Here is a 13,910-nt window from a genome sequence, read left to right as displayed (position 1 = left end):
GGAGAAGGGGGCGGTGGACCGGCCCGCCGGGCGCGGCGGGCCCACGCCGACTGTCCGGAATCTGCTGGACGCCTCAGAGAGCAGGTCGCAAGGAGCGAAGAGCGTGCGCGTGCACCCACCAGGCGAGCGGAAGTGCCGTCAGCACCACCGCCTGGATCGCGAGCAACGCCGGGACGATGCCCCAACGGTCTGCCACCAGGCCGGCTCCCAGGGCGACGAGCGCGTAGAGCACGCTGCCGAGCAGCGACGCCAGCGAACCCATCGTCGCGCGTTCCCTGTCGGTGAACTCGCGTTGCAGCAACGTCTGCTGGGCGATTGTCGACATGCCGTAGGCCGGTGACCCGATCAGCACGGGCGAGAACACCGTCGGCTTGACCAGCGCCACGAAGTTCGCCACGTTGTCGAACAGCTCACCGAACAGCAGAGCGCGGGCCGCGCCCATCCGGCCGATCACCCAACCACTGACGCGGAAGCCGACGAAGGCCACGCCATGGCCGAAGGTGCGCCACAGGCCCAGCGCCCAGAGCGGCCACAGCCCTGCCACGAAAGCAGGGGACAACTGGGCCGCGCTCTCGCTGCTGAAACGAAGCGCCGACACCAGAGTCATCCGGCGGAGCACCGGATTACGGCGGATGCCGCGCAGGGCCGATCCGAGATGCGCCAGCACGTTCGATTCCAGCGGGCCGTGCACCCGCGGTTCCCGGACCCGCAAGGCGACGAGCAGGCACAGCACCTGCGGCACGATCGACAGCACGACCACCACACGCAGCGACCACGCGCCCGCGACCACGCCACCGATGGCTGCCGCCAGTGCGAGCGCGATCTGGAACATCGAGTTCACCCGGCCCGAGTGCCGGGGGAACTCCTCCTCCCGGCCGGCTTCGAGCAACGTGTCGTAGAGCAGAGACTCGTTGTTGCCGCTCCACAGTGAGCTCGCCAGTCCCTCCAGCACAACAGCTGCCAGGAGGAGGCCGTAGCCCGATGCGATGGCGTACCCGAGATGGGCGGTCACCATGACGACGGCGCCGGCGATCATCGTGCCGCGTCGGCCGAGACGGTCGGAGAGCACCCCGGTAGGGACTTCGAACGCTGCCGACGACAGCATCTTCACCGCCAGGAGGCTGGCGGCAGCGGTGTACGAGCCGGTGACTTGCGCGAAGTAGATGACCATGATCGGCCCGTACATGCGGAAGTCGCCGAAGAAGTTGAACCAGCTCAGCAGGCGGACATTCCGGTCGACAGTCTGATCAGCGGAGTTCGGAGCAGGCGGAGCCGACCTCGGCCGTCGAGATTTGCTGCCGAACGGGGCAGCGGTCAGGCGTTCGATCAGGACACGTACACGGGGCAGCGAAGAATGACGAGCGGACACAGCAGAACTCCCGGAAAGGCGGATGAAGACGCCGAACAGCGCCATGGGCCGGTGACACGTGTCACCTCGCCCCGGCGACCGGGATGTGTGCTGGCTCTGCTGCTACACGCGCGGCGTTACAAGCCTGCGACCGCGGTCGCCAAGGGGCGGACGGAAGCTCCGGTCATCGTTGTGGACATCAGTGCTCCTCAGCTCCCCAGGCGGACGGGATTCCGCAACAGCGTCAACTCTAGCGACCGAACGACCTACATGTCCGGATATGTAGAACTGCCCCGGCAGAGTTCAAGAAACGATCACTTCTCCTGCGGGAAGCGATCTGGCGATGGCGGCCGGGTGCCGAACAGACCGGCGGCGAGCTTCTGCAGCAGACTGTAGGCCAGGATCGGTACGAGGACCTGCGGACGGTGCGCGAACCAGCTTGTGGCCAGGACCGCCGCCGCGCTGGTGTTGTTCATGCCGGTGGCGAAGGTGAGGGAGATGCCGTCGGAAGTGTCGCATCGGGTCCATCGGGACATCCACCTGCCGACGAGGAAGGACAGGCAGCAGACCGCGCCGGCCACGCCGACGGCCAGGGCCAGGAAGTCAGGGTCGGGGGGCGACAGCGCCTGCCCGAGCGCGCCGGAGGCGTTGAGGTAGCACAGCAGCAGGATGTTCACGATGTTGACCAGCTTGACGACCGGCGTGATGCGTGCCGCTCGCCGCTCCCCCAGCATGGCCCGCGCAAGGATCCCGGCCAGAGAGGGCAGCACGATCAAGGCCAGCGTGAACAGGCCCGCGCCCGCTGTCCCGGCCAGCCCGTCGAGCCGCGCCGTGTCATCGAGGCTGCGGGCGCCCCCTGGGCCGACCAGGGCGGCGGACACGGTCAGCCCCCACGGAACCGTGACCGGGCTGAGCAGCGTCGAGCCCACGACCATGGCGACCACCAGGGGAACGTTGCCGCCGGCGTTCTGCCCCCATGACGCCGCTCCGCCGGCGATCGGCATGGCCAGCACCAGCAGCAACCCGACCGCAAGGCATTCCACCTCCGCGGCGTCGGGCCAGGCCCGCAGGCACATCGCAGCAACCGGCAAGAGCGCCACGGGCAGGAGCGCGTTCATCGCCACGCCCGACGCCAGCCGCAGGGGCCGACCCACCACGGTGCGCAGATCCCGTACCCGCACCCCGAGACCGGCGCTCGACAACATCACCGCCAGCAAGACCATGGGCACCGTGACAGAACCACCCGATCCAAGCGCCATCACCCGCAAAGCCTCGCCCGGCCGCGGCGCGACGGCAGCCAGCAGATAGCAGACGATCATCAAGGCGAGCAGCCGCCGCTGCACCGCGCCCACCACCCGGTAGACCATCTGAGCAACCTATCGATTACCGTCAGTGACCTTGACTTCGGGGGGCAGGAACGGGCCGGGCCCCGCCGACGACAAGTCGGCGGGGCCCGGCGCCTGGCTCAGCCGTCCTCGGGCTCGGCGGCGTCGCCCTTGCTCTCCTGCTCGTGCTGGTCGCCCGCCTGGCCCTGCTTGCCCTCCTGGGTCTCGGAGCCGGCTTCCTGCCCCTTGTCGTCCTGGCCGTCCTCGGCTTCTGCCTTCTCGGCGCCCTGGTCGTCGTTGCCGTCCTCGGCCTCGGCCTGCGGGCCGGCCGTGTCGTCGTTGCCGTCCTCGGCCTCGGCCTGCTGGCCCTGCGCGTCCTCCTGCGTGCCCTCGTTGGGGTCCGCGCTTTCCGCGGGCGTGCCGGCCTCGTTCTCGGGGGCCTGCTCGGAGGGGGTGGCGGAGGACTGGGAGGAGGTGGGGGCGGGGCTCTGGTCGAGGAGGAGGCGTACGCGGCAGCCCCGCCGCCCGCCACCAGGACGACCACGGTGGCGAGACCGGGGATGAGCATGGACTTACGCATTGAACTATCTCCGATGCATTGACGTCGTACTGACGCACTCAGTCTGGGGAGACGCGGGACAGCAGCAGGTTCGGCGGACCACAACGTGGGGTTAATCCTGGCCGGAACCCCGCACCTGCCCCGGGCCCGCGCCTGCGGGAAGGTAAGCGCCGCGCTAACCGAGTGCTGAGCGGGCGCTGTCACGTCGCTCTCTACCGTGCGTTCATGAGATCAGGCAGCACAACGACCGTCCCGGTGCGGGTCTCCGCGGCTTTTCTGGGCCTGGGGGTGGTCGTCGGCTTCGCCGCGCGCACGCCGGCGTGGACGGCGGTGGACATGAGAGTCAGCCACGCGGTGCAGTCGCTGCGCGGCCCATGGCTCACCGCGCCGGCGCAGGTCCTGAACGTGGGCTTCGGCACCGTCGTGGGCACGGCCCTGGCCGTGCTCCTCGTCGTGGGTGTCGCCGTTTCGGGACGGACCCGCGCCGCCGTCGGCGTGCTGACGGTGATCGCGGCGGGGTGGGGCGTGGGCGCGCTGGTCAAGGTGGTCGTCGCCCGTCCCCGGCCGCCGGCGGTGGACGCTCGAACTGGAAGGGGTTGTCGTCGGGCACGCTGCGAGTGCCGCAGAACGCCGTCTGCCCGTTCTGGAGGTTGATGTTGACGCAGCGGGCATCCGCGGGAAGAGACTCCAGGCGGGCGGTGAGGTTCTCGACCTCCACCGAGAATCCCGTGCCGTTGAAGACCTCCGTCTGGGCCTGCTTCCAGGCGGCTCCGGTCCCCCAGATGCAGGCTCGGGCCGACAGGCCGGGGAAGACGAGACTGGACGTCCAGCTTCCGCATGTCGGGTCGGCCGCAGCCAGGGCGCCGCTCGTGCCGGTCAGGCCCGGCGCCATCGTCACGGCAGCCGCCACCGCTTGCAGGGATCAGCACAGAACCCGGCGCACGCGATGACACCGAAGACGTCGTTCCCCCTCAAGACACGACAAAGAGCGGCCCCGTGATCACACTGGTGATCACGGGGCCGCTTCGTCGCTTGCTCAACTCGCCGACAGCGTCGCCATCGAGGATGCGCAGCTGTCGTGAGGCTGGTTGCGCGTTCTAGTCGGGCAGGCGGTCCAGGAGCCAGGTGGCGCCCTCTTCGGTGATCTCGGTGTGGCCGCGGTTGTCACTGGCGCACAGGAAGTCGTCGAAGTCGCTCTCGTCCGGCGACAGCGCGTCGATGTCGGTGTACAGGTCGGCTTCGGTGACGTCGCGGACGGAGACGGCGCTGATGGACGGGACGAAGCAGTGGCCGGCGATCGGATTGTCGACGTCCAGGCCGAGACCGGTGGCTTCGGCGATCGCGTTGAGCGCGTCGGCGAGGATCTTGAACCCGGTCAGGATGCCGCCGGGCGCGCCGTCCACGCACGGGACGCCCGGCGCCTGCACCTCGATGACGTCGGGCGTCAGCAGGCGAATCAGGCCGGCCAGGGTCTCGGGCGCCTTGGGCTGCGTGCGCAGGTCGGTGCCGGTGATGAGGTCGCCGGTGCCCAGCAGCGCGCTCTCGCCGGCGCCGGTGCCGTTGCCCGCGCCGTTGCCGGCGCCGTCGGCGACGGCGAGCAGGCGCGGGATGCGCGGCCACTCGCCGACGGACTCCAGCTCGCGCAGGAACTGGGTACGCAGCGGATCGACGCCGGGCACGCCGTCGGTGCCGGGCAGGTGCCAGGCCAGCAGCTGGCGGGCGGCGGGGCTGTTGAACAGGTCGGAGAAGCGCGAGTCGTAGGCGTTGATGTGGTGCGCGAACGCCTGGAGCGAGATCGGCACGTAGGCGCCGCGGTGCGGGGTGTCCCAGGAGAAGAACACGCCGACCTGGTGGTCGATGCGCTGCGTCTCCATCCGGGCCAGGGCGTAGCGGGTGACCAGACCACCCATGCTGAACCCACCGGCCAGCAGGCGGCTGCCGCCGGCTCGCTCGGCGGCGGCGCGGTGGATCGCCGCGGTGGCGGTCTGCGCGTTGTCGAGGATGGAGGCGCCGCGGTCGTCGTAGCCGATGATGACGACGTCGCGGTCGCGCCGGCGCAGCTCGCTGATCAGCGGGAAGGCGCGCCGCTCCAGGCCGTCGTAGAGCTCGTCGATGTCGCTGGCCCCGGATCCGAAGCCGTCGGCCAGGAGCACCGGCCGGGTCAGGGTCTGGTTCCGTTCGCCGTAGTAGACCCATGCGGTGCCGCCGGGCAGCGGCCAGCGGTCGCTCCAATCCTCCGCGGGCGGGGCGGTGGTGGTGGCGCCGGCCCTGGAGCTGGCGCTGGATGACAGGACGACCGGCGGCGCGGCGCTCAGGGCGCGCGCGATCTGCTGTTTGTTGATCACTCCAGAGTTATCACCATTAGTGGTCACACGGACACCTAAAGCTATGATCTCGACCGGCCCCTGGTTTGGTTCACACAGGACCGCAGCAGGGAGTAGGAGCGGCGGAGAGTCCGGCGCTCGTCAGGGCTGCGGCAGCGGGATGATCTTGCGGTACTTGCCTCCGGCCGACTGCTCCGGCGGCTCCTCGGCGCGCTCGATCGTCACGTGACCGGCCTTGTGCTCGGTGAGCAGGTGGACGGCCCGGTCGTGGGCGGCCTGCCAGACGCGGTCCGCGTCGGCGCCGGCGGCGGCCCGCAGGCGTACCCGCAGGACGGTGGGCGCGGTCTGGACGAGCTGGAACTGTTCCATGCCGGGCACGGCCAGCGCGGTGCTGAAGGACATGGGCGAGACGCCGACGCGCTCGCCCGCCCCGGTGGGAAAGGTGAGCAGATCGGCCGCACGCCCCTGCACCTGGACGGCCGGGAGCGGATTGCCGCACGGGCAGGGGTCAGGACGCATCAGGACGCTGTCGCCGAGGTCGTAGCGCAGGATCGGCTGGACCCGGTTGGCGAGATTGCTGATCAGGACGGTGTGCGACAGCCGCCCGGGTGGCACCGGCCGGTGGTCGGCGTCGACCGGCTCCAGGACGACCCAGTCACTGTTGACGTGGTACCAGCCCTCCCGGCAGCCGGCGGTGAGGAAGCCGCACTCGCCACAGGCGTAGGCGGCGCGGACCTTCGCCCCGAACGCGGCGGCCAGGCGTTCCCGGGTCTGCGGGCTCAGCGTCTCGCCGCCGGGGATGACGAGCGCCGGTCGGATGCGCAACCGGCCGGCCTCCTGTTCCCCTGCCAGCAGCGTGAGCAGCCCGACGAAACCGGCGACGCTGGCCGGATCGAACCGGTTGAGCTCGTCGACCATCTTCTCCATCGACTGGTCGGTCGGGATGATCCGCATCAACCGGCCCAGCCACGGCCGTTCCAGGGCCGCCCGTGCCGGCCCGGCGAGGGTGGCGAAGTGGCCCCCGGGCGCCGTGACGATGGCGGTGCGGCCGGCGCGGGCGAGCGTGCGCAGGACGTCGCGGGCCGACAGTCCGGCGCCGGTGCGCAACCCGGTGGCGGTGTGCACGGTCAGGCACCGATCGTCCTGCACGAACAGGCCGCGCTGCCCGCTGGTGCCGGTGGTCGTGGTGACCAGGTAACGGCCCAGGAACCGGTGGCCCACCAGATCGGGATCGGCCACGAACTCCTCGACCCGCTCTCGGGTCACCTCGCGGTCGGCGACCCAGTCGTCGAAGCGGGCCATCAGCGTCTTCTTGTCGGTGACCGGGAGCAGCTGCGGGTCGTCGGCCCCTTCCGGCAGGTCGTGGTAGAGCTCGCGGTAGAAGGGCGAGTGAACGCGGGCATGGGCCACCAGCTCGGCCAGGCGAGCCCGCCGCCGCCGCGCGATCGCCTCCGGGCCTTCCTTTACGGCGCGCCGCATGTCGCGGGCGGCCCGCCGGATGCTCTCTCCCATGATCGTCGCTCCTGTCTGCGGTGATACGTCAAGGGTTCGGGACGGGCGGCGGCACCGAGCGCAGGCCACGCATGGCGATCTCGACGCCGTGCCGGCCGGCCTCCCACAACTCCTCCTGGGACCGGCCGAGCTGGACGCTGGCCAGGCCCGCCTGCTGGATGGCGCCCATCAGGGCCCCGATCATCGCGGCCGCGGTGATCGGGTCGAGGCCGGGGAAGACCTTCAGCAGCTCTCCGACGACGCGCTGCTGAAGGTCGAGCAGCAGGTAGAGCCCCTTGGCCTGGAGCGCCGGCGTGGACAGGGCCAGCCGGGTCACGCCGGACAGCTCCGCGGCCTCCTTGGCGGGAATCTTGGGCCGGCGGTGGGCGGCGTACCGCTCGACCGCCCTGGCCAGCACCTCGCCGGGGCCCTCCTCGGGGCGGCGGTCCGCGATGGCTGCGACCAGCACGTCGAAGTCCCGCTCCATGTCGACGAACAGCACTTCGTCCTTGGTGCGGAAGTAGTTGAAGAACGTCTTGGGATCGACGTCCGCCGCCGCGGCGATCTGCGTCACGGTGGTCTGCTCATAGCCCTGCTCTTCGAACAGGGCTATGGCCGCCGACACGATGCGCTGCCGGGTCTCCCGCTTCTTCCGCTCCCGCCGCGACTCCTGCATGCGAGCGAATATACTCGTACTAGAAACTTCCAGCAACTGGAAGTTTTACGTAGGTGCGCTCGGCTCAAAGCTGCTCCGCCGAAACGGGGTGCGGCGTGCTCTACGGCGCGTTCACGAAGGGGTGGGTGACGCCTTGATCCCCTCCATGACGATCACGGAATCCACACCGGCCAGGCGACGGCCAACATAGGCCTGTGACCCGGCCAGGGACCGGGTGAACGCCGCGAGGTGCCGGCGCCCACGCCGTGGACGGTCAGCCGCAGGCTGATCGCAGCCAGCAGGGCGTCCAGAAGTTCGTCGAGGTCGGCGATCTCGGCGGACAACTGCTGGTAGCGGCGGGCCAGGGAGCGCAGCGCGAGCTGGGTGGCGGTGGCAGGGCCGGCGCGACGATCCGCCGCATCCTGAAACGAGCACGCCTGGGAGGGTGCTGAAGATCCCGCCGCGCACCACGCACCAACGCGTTCGCCGAGCGATGGGTCCCCACCGCACGCACAGCGTGCACCAACAGGCTGCCGATCTTCGGTGAGCGGCACCTCCGGACCATGCTGGAGGAATGTGCCGATCACAGCAGTCGGGACAGGCCCGCACCACTCTCTCAGCCTTCGAGCTCCCACCGATGATGACTCCGACGGGGCGAGCAGGAGTTCCAGGAACGTCCCGGGGCGGACCACTGTCTTGCCGTTCGAACGCGATCCGGTAGCCGTGGCGCTCTGGAGTGCTTGGCTCAGGTGCGTGGTGACATGGTCGGTGCCCGGTCAAACCACGGTCAGGGCGACGCCGCGACGACGTCGGGTCGAAGCCAGCCGGTACGCGGCCAGGAGCGACGCCCATGCCATGATGAGCGCAATGGCGAGGGCGAAGGCGACATTGGCCACCCTGGAGCCCTGCGCCGCGAAGATAGAGATCCAGGCCGCCACGAAGGTCGCGCCGGTCATCCTGCTGAAGGCGGCCCAGCGGCGACGGCCGGCCGCCGTGAACCGCCGGCCGAACACGAAACAGGCGGCGATCAGCGCGAGAAAGGCGATCCCGGAGACGAGGAGGTGCAGCATCGCCTGCGTGCTCATGCTTGTGGGCGGGCCGACGGGCGTCCCGGGCGGGAAGCCGTCGGCAGGGTCGGCGGAGAAGCAGGCAGCGGCGATCATCCCGGCGCCGAAGACGCCGACCAGTCGCGGCCCCCAAGCGCCGCCCCAGCCCGCCGGACCACGAGCCTGGTGCAGGCCGACCGCTCCGGCCACGAACAGCAGGCCGCTGACCACGAAGTTGGCGATCTGAATCCACCCTTGGTCACCGTTGCTCAGCATGCTGGCCGGGTACCGGCTGATGTCGAACCCGTCCCTGGTGAGCATCTGCAGCAGGACCACGATGATGTAGAGCGGGCCGGCGACGGTGCCGCACATCAGCAGCGTCCTCGTCGCCCTGCTGACCGTTGTGAAGGTGGGGTTGTCGGTCATCCGGCCTGCTCCTGTCTTGAGAACGGGACGACTCACCGCGCGGCGGGTCATCTGCCGCCGTCCCTGCCGGTCACGGGGGCGAAGTGCTGCGCGGCGAAGGCGACGGCCGCGGCGAGGTCGTCGTCGCCGGCGCCCCAAGCGGCCTGGATCGCGGGTCCCCAGGCGTGGCTACCGGCGGTGACGAACTCCTTCGCCTCGGGCGTGTCCCCCCATGTCGCGGGGTCGAACGTGACACCCCCCTGGAACAGGTCGAGACCGAGCAGCGCGAGCTCCCAGCCGACTCCCCTGCCGACCGTGGTACCGGGCCCGTACGTACGTGCCATCTCATCGACGATCTCGGCAGGTGCGGCGTGCTCCAGCTCCAGGACGGTGCCGACGCCGTCACCGCCGAGCGCCAGGCGCACTTCGACGCCGCCGAGCCGCAGGTCGCCGTCGATCGGGGTGAGCCGGCGGCTGATCCGGTCGGGGTCGGTGCAGGCGCTCCGCACGGCCTCGATCGTGGCGTCGTACGTGCGCCGCAGCAGCAGTGAGCGTCCCGAGCCGACGGCGACCGGCCGGTTGCCGATCTCCCGCTGGGTGGCGCTTGTCTGGTTGACGATGTCGATCATTCGTCCTTCTTCTCGTCGTTCGAGCTTGGTCGCCCCTCAGCGGACGGAGTGTCCTCAAGCAGGGGGTGGCGCTCGCGCCGGGCGCGCGCGACTTCGGTGTCCAGCGCGTCCAGGTGCCGGCTCCAGAAGCCGAGCACGTCGAGTGCGTGCATGGGCCATAATTTCAGCCACTACTTATATAAGTCAAACCTAATATAGTGAGAGGGTGTCGTCCGTGGAGTGGTGCAACCAGGCGATCGACTGCCGTGATTCTGCTTGGTCGACCACGCGCCTGCCGGAAATCACGCGCAGGTCATCCAGATCGCCCTGCTGATCACGACGTGCGCCGCCAGAAACGCCGAACCCCCAGGTCAACCTCACAGGGTGGAGTCCTGGTCAAGCCTGCGCTTCTTCGATCCCTGAGACCTTGGCGCACGAGAGGTCGACGGTGAGACCGGACGCGGCGATGCCGATCTCACCGTCGTATTCGGCCCCGGCGGCGGCTCGCGCGGCCGAGGTGTCCGTGCCTGGCTGCAGGTGCGTCAGGAGCAGGTGCCGGACCTGGGCCTCCAGCGCCTGCCGGCCCGCCTGACGGGCGCTGGTCAGGTGACGTCGGGAATCCTCCGGGACCTGGTTCACATAGGTGGCCTCGGCCAGCAGCAGGTCAGCGTCACGCGCCAGTTCCACCCTGTCGGGGCTCGGGCCGCTGTCGCCGGTATACGCGAGCACCCGTCCGCCCGCTGCCAGCCGTATGCCGGCATTGGGTACCGAGTGCGGCAGCAGGCGAGTCCGTGCGTGAAACGGGCCGATGTCGAATCTGTCGCCGACGGTGAGCTCGTGCAGGACGTAGGCGTCGGTCAGCACTCCCGGGCGGTCCAGCGCGAGCACCGCGTCGAGGGCGCCGGGCAGCGAGTACACCGGCAACGGCGCCGCCGGGTCAGCACGCATTGTGCGCGCCCGTAGCAGCGGGTTCAGGTCGGCGCAGTGGTCGGGATGTCCGTGGCTGATGAACACCGCATCGATCTGATCGGCGTCGACCCGTTCCAGCAGCCGCGGCACCGTCCCGGATCCGAGGTCGACGAGCAGCCTGAACCCGTCGTGCTCCACGAGGTAACCACTGCAGGCCTGGCCCGCCGCCGGCCACGCACCGCATGCGCCAAGGATCGTCAGCAGCATCGGTGAACCTTAACGGATGTCGCTCGTTCTGAGCGGCCGGCAAGCCACCTCTTCCCAAGAGCTGTTGGGAAAACGTAATATCCCAAGGTGCCTTTGGAAAATCCGGATGACCTCGTTCCTCTCCGCGCCCTGGCCAACCCGCTGCGTATCCGCATCGTGTCGCTGCTCACCGGCGCGTCGATGTCGGCCACCGAGGTCGCCGACGAACTCGGCATCGCGCACGCCTCGGCCAGCTACCACCTGCGCCAGCTGGCCAAAGCGGGCTTCCTCCAGCAGACGGACGAGCGTCCGCGGGCAGGTAAGGGCCGCCCGCAGCTGCGCTACCGGTACGACCCGTCCAGCGGCGAGCGCCTCGACCGGTCCGAGGGACGGCAACTCCTCCACCAGGCGATGAGCACCGACCTGGCCAGGCGTCTGGCCGAGACCGATCGCCGGCGCACGTCCATGGACGCCGAGGTGTGGCTGGCCAGGCCCGTCTGGGAGGAGATCGTCGGCCTGATCGACCAGGCCGTGGCGCTCCTGCACGACAAGGCCGGACCGCCGCACGACGGCGTCAAGGTCAGCATGACCGCGCTGCTGCTCGAATTACGTGACGAACGGTGATCGGCCGCCTGCTCGGCTGCGCGGCCGGCGCGTTCCTGTCGATCGGACTGCTCGTCCCGGCGGTTCCGCGATACCTCACCGGCCCATTGGGCCAGCAGGCGGACATGGTGGGCGTCTCGCTGGCCGTCACCGCTGCGGCCGGCGTGCTCGCCCGCCCGCTGGCCGGACGGGTGGCCGACAGGGCCGGACGCCGCACGGCCCTGTGCGCGGGCGCGCTGCTGCTGTCCGGCACGTCCCTCGCGCTGCTCGCCGTCGGACAATTACCGCTCTTCTTCGTCCTGCGCGGCGTCGCCGGCGCCGGTGAGGCGCTCGCCTACGTCGGCCTCGCCACTCTGGCCGGCGACCACCGGCGGCCCGGCGCGGCGATCAACCACTTCTCCGCCGTCGTCAACGCCGGCCTGCTCGCGGGGCCTGTCATCGCCGAGACGCTGTACGCCGCGTCCGGGTTCGCCGCCGTCTGGATCACGGCCGCGGCCGTGGCGCTGGGGTCGGCCGTGCTCGGCCGCGCCCTGCCGAAGACCATGAGCCCTGACACGGAGAGGACCAGGCCGGACCCGGGAACCGGGCGGGCCCGGCTGTACCACAAGTCCGCTCTACGACCCGGCTTCGGCTACCTGGCCTCCGTGTGGGGCTACACCGCCATCAGCGCCTTCCTGCCGCTGCACCTCGCCGCGCTCGGCGGCGGCTCCGGCGGCCTCCATTTCCTGGTCTACGGCGGCGTCCTCGTCGCCGTCCGGCTGGCCGGACATCGCCTGCTCGCCACGGCCGCCCCGGCGCGCCTGGCCGTCGCCTCCCTCCTGCTGACCGGGACGGGATCGATCCTGCTTGCCGCCTGGCCCTCGCCGGTCGGGACATGGTGCGCGATCGCGCTGATCGGCGCCGGGCAGGGCCTCGGGCTGCCCGCCTTCCTGCGGATGGCGGTGCACGGCCTGCCCGCCGGCGAGCGCGGATCCGCCGTCGCCACCACGACGGCCTTCTTCGACGTCGGATTCCTCAGCGCCGCTCTGTCCCTCGGCGTCCTCGCCGACCGGTTCGGCCTGGCCGGCGGCTTCGCCCTCGTGGGCGCCGTGTCCGCCGCCGGAGCGCTGCTGTTCCTGCCGATACGCCACAACGAACACGAAGGAGCCCCCCTTGACCATTCCCCCCGCTGACCTGTCCGACTATGCCGACGTCGTGTTCGACGTGGCCGTGCCCCTGCTGGCGGACGACCGGGTGCTGATCAACGCCGAGATCGAGCACGCCCCGCTCGCCCGCGCCCTGGCCGAGGCCGCCTACGCCAGAGGCGCCCGCTACGCCGACATCTGGTACTTCGACCCGCACGCCAAACGATCCCGGCTCCGCCACGCCGACACCGCGAGCCTGGCCGAGGTGCCCTCGTGGCTCGACGCCCGCAACGACGAACTGGGGCGGGACGGCGGCATCATCGTCAACGTCCGCGGCGCCGCCGCCCCCGACCTCCTGGCCGGGCTGGATCCGATCCGTGTCGGGCTGGACCGCATGCCGTCGCTGACCTCACGGCAGCGGCTCCAGCTCAACAACCTGGTCCGCTGGACGATCGTCCCCTACGCCACCCCCGAGTGGGCCCGTGCCGTCTTCGGCGAGCCCGACCAGGCCAGGTTGTGGCGGCACCTGCGCCGCATCCTCCGTCTCGACGAGCCCGATCCGCGCGCGGCGTGGCGGCAGCGCATCGCCGAACTGCTCGATCGCGCCCGACGGCTCACCGAGCTGCGCCTGGACGCCGTGCGGTTCGAGGGCCCCGGCACCGACCTGACCATCGGCCTGCTCCCGGACGCCCACTGGACCGCCGCCCGCCTGGAGGACGTCAACGGCCGCCCGTTCCAGGCCAACCTGCCGACCGAGGAGGTGTTCACCACCCCTGACTACCGACGCGTCACCGGTACGGTCCGCGCCACCCGGCCGCTGTCCCTCGACGGCACCCTCATCCGCGACCTGGAGCTGACCTTCGCCGATGGCGTCGTGACCGAGGTGAGAGCGAGCGCCGGAGCCGACGTCGTTCGCGCGCACCAGGCCACCGACGCGGGAGCGGCGCGGCTGGGCGAGCTCGCTCTGGTCGACCGTTCCTCGCGGGTGGGCGAGAGCGGCATCACCTACCTGGAGACCCTTCTGGACGAGAACGCCACCTGCCACCTGGCCTGGGGCGCCGGGCTGCCTCCTGGCGTGCCCGCCCACCTGCGTACGGACGACCCCGCACGGCTGGACGCGGCAGGCGTGAACACCTCGCGCGTGCACGTCGACTTCATGGTCGGCGGCCCGGACGTCACGGTCACCGGGCTGGGGCCCGGCGGGAAGGTGGTGCTCCTGCGCGACGACACCTGGGAGTTCTGACGCCCTGCCACAGTCAGAAATGTC

General features: G+C 70.6%; 16 protein-coding genes. 5 read left to right on the top strand and 11 right to left on the bottom strand.

All coding sequences use genetic code 11. The features are described from left to right. Positions 1-73 precede the first annotated feature (73 nt). Both ABT158_RS31010 and ABT158_RS31005 read right to left on the bottom strand, forming a co-directional pair. Positions 74-1,414 (bottom strand): MFS transporter, encoded by a 1,341-nt coding sequence (locus ABT158_RS31010; protein WP_352359397.1) that lies wholly within the window; start codon positions 1,412-1,414, stop codon positions 74-76. Positions 1,415-1,662: 248 nt separating this feature from the next. Then, the gene (locus ABT158_RS31005) at positions 1,663-2,715 is read right to left on the bottom strand and encodes a bile acid:sodium symporter family protein (protein WP_352359395.1); all 1,053 of its coding nucleotides are present in this window, start codon (positions 2,713-2,715) and stop codon (positions 1,663-1,665) included. 143 nt (positions 2,716-2,858) lie between these two features. Between ABT158_RS31005 and ABT158_RS31000 the strand changes: the two genes are divergently transcribed. Further along, complete coding sequence (locus tag ABT158_RS31000) at positions 2,859-3,275, top strand: hypothetical protein (RefSeq protein WP_352359393.1); 417 nt, start codon at positions 2,859-2,861, stop codon at positions 3,273-3,275. 182 nt (positions 3,276-3,457) lie between these two features. Then, the gene (locus ABT158_RS30995) at positions 3,458-3,886 is read left to right on the top strand and encodes a phosphatase PAP2 family protein (protein ID WP_352359391.1); all 429 of its coding nucleotides are present in this window, start codon (positions 3,458-3,460) and stop codon (positions 3,884-3,886) included. Positions 3,887-4,329: 443 nt separating this feature from the next. On the opposite strand, the gene ABT158_RS30990 is transcribed toward ABT158_RS30995, so the two are convergent. The 9 genes from ABT158_RS30990 to ABT158_RS30950 form a co-directional block, all read right to left on the bottom strand. Beyond that, positions 4,330-5,577: an esterase/lipase family protein gene (locus tag ABT158_RS30990; protein ID WP_352359389.1), complete on the bottom strand. Its 1,248-nt coding sequence runs from the start codon at positions 5,575-5,577 to the stop codon at positions 4,330-4,332. Between the two features lie 120 nt (positions 5,578-5,697). Further along, positions 5,698-7,068 carry a hypothetical protein gene (locus ABT158_RS30985; RefSeq protein WP_352359387.1) on the bottom strand — a complete coding sequence of 457 codons (1,371 nt, stop codon included), beginning with the start codon at positions 7,066-7,068 and terminating at the stop codon, positions 5,698-5,700. Between the two features lie 28 nt (positions 7,069-7,096). Next, entirely contained in the window at positions 7,097-7,723 is a 627-nt protein-coding gene (locus ABT158_RS30980; protein WP_352359385.1) for a TetR/AcrR family transcriptional regulator, read from the bottom strand. 152 nt (positions 7,724-7,875) lie between these two features. After that, positions 7,876-8,256, bottom strand: a complete 381-nt coding sequence (locus ABT158_RS30975; RefSeq protein WP_352359383.1) for a hypothetical protein — start codon at positions 8,254-8,256, stop codon at positions 7,876-7,878. A 222-nt stretch (positions 8,257-8,478) separates the two neighbouring features. Continuing rightward, entirely contained in the window at positions 8,479-9,225 is a 747-nt protein-coding gene (locus ABT158_RS30970; protein WP_352359381.1) for a DUF998 domain-containing protein, read from the bottom strand. Continuing rightward, positions 9,222-9,782 (bottom strand): SRPBCC family protein, encoded by a 561-nt coding sequence (locus tag ABT158_RS30965; protein WP_352359379.1) that lies wholly within the window; start codon positions 9,780-9,782, stop codon positions 9,222-9,224. Before ABT158_RS30965 ends, ABT158_RS30970 begins: the two co-directional genes overlap by 4 nt. Next, on the bottom strand, positions 9,779-9,934 hold the full coding sequence (locus ABT158_RS30960; protein WP_352359377.1) for a hypothetical protein: 156 nt from the start codon (positions 9,932-9,934) through the stop codon (positions 9,779-9,781). The genes ABT158_RS30965 and ABT158_RS30960 overlap by 4 nt, the downstream gene beginning before the upstream one ends. A 37-nt stretch (positions 9,935-9,971) precedes the next feature. Further along, complete coding sequence (locus tag ABT158_RS30955) at positions 9,972-10,136, bottom strand: hypothetical protein (protein WP_352359375.1); 165 nt, start codon at positions 10,134-10,136, stop codon at positions 9,972-9,974. A gap of 21 nt (positions 10,137-10,157) precedes the next feature. Continuing rightward, positions 10,158-10,937: an MBL fold metallo-hydrolase gene (locus ABT158_RS30950; protein ID WP_352359373.1), complete on the bottom strand. Its 780-nt coding sequence runs from the start codon at positions 10,935-10,937 to the stop codon at positions 10,158-10,160. A gap of 87 nt (positions 10,938-11,024) precedes the next feature. Here ABT158_RS30950 and ABT158_RS30945 point away from each other — a divergent pair, with 87 nt between their 5' ends. From ABT158_RS30945 to ABT158_RS30935, 3 genes are read left to right on the top strand one after another with little or no spacing between them, the layout of a single operon-like run. Continuing rightward, on the top strand, positions 11,025-11,540 hold the full coding sequence (locus tag ABT158_RS30945) for an ArsR/SmtB family transcription factor (protein WP_352359371.1): 516 nt from the start codon (positions 11,025-11,027) through the stop codon (positions 11,538-11,540). After that, positions 11,537-12,691 (top strand): MFS transporter, encoded by a 1,155-nt coding sequence (locus tag ABT158_RS30940; protein WP_352359369.1) that lies wholly within the window; start codon positions 11,537-11,539, stop codon positions 12,689-12,691. Before ABT158_RS30945 ends, ABT158_RS30940 begins: the two co-directional genes overlap by 4 nt. Further along, positions 12,672-13,886, top strand: a complete 1,215-nt coding sequence (locus ABT158_RS30935) for an aminopeptidase (protein ID WP_352359367.1) — start codon at positions 12,672-12,674, stop codon at positions 13,884-13,886. The genes ABT158_RS30940 and ABT158_RS30935 overlap by 20 nt, the downstream gene beginning before the upstream one ends. Positions 13,887-13,910: the final 24 nt, after the last annotated feature.

Origin of the sequence: Nonomuraea sp. NPDC001636, from assembly GCF_040298265.1 — a bacterium.
Taxonomy (GTDB): domain Bacteria; phylum Actinomycetota; class Actinomycetes; order Streptosporangiales; family Streptosporangiaceae; genus Nonomuraea.
The sequence above is the reverse complement of the archived record's forward strand: the minus strand, read 5'-3'. Positions and strand labels throughout refer to the sequence as shown.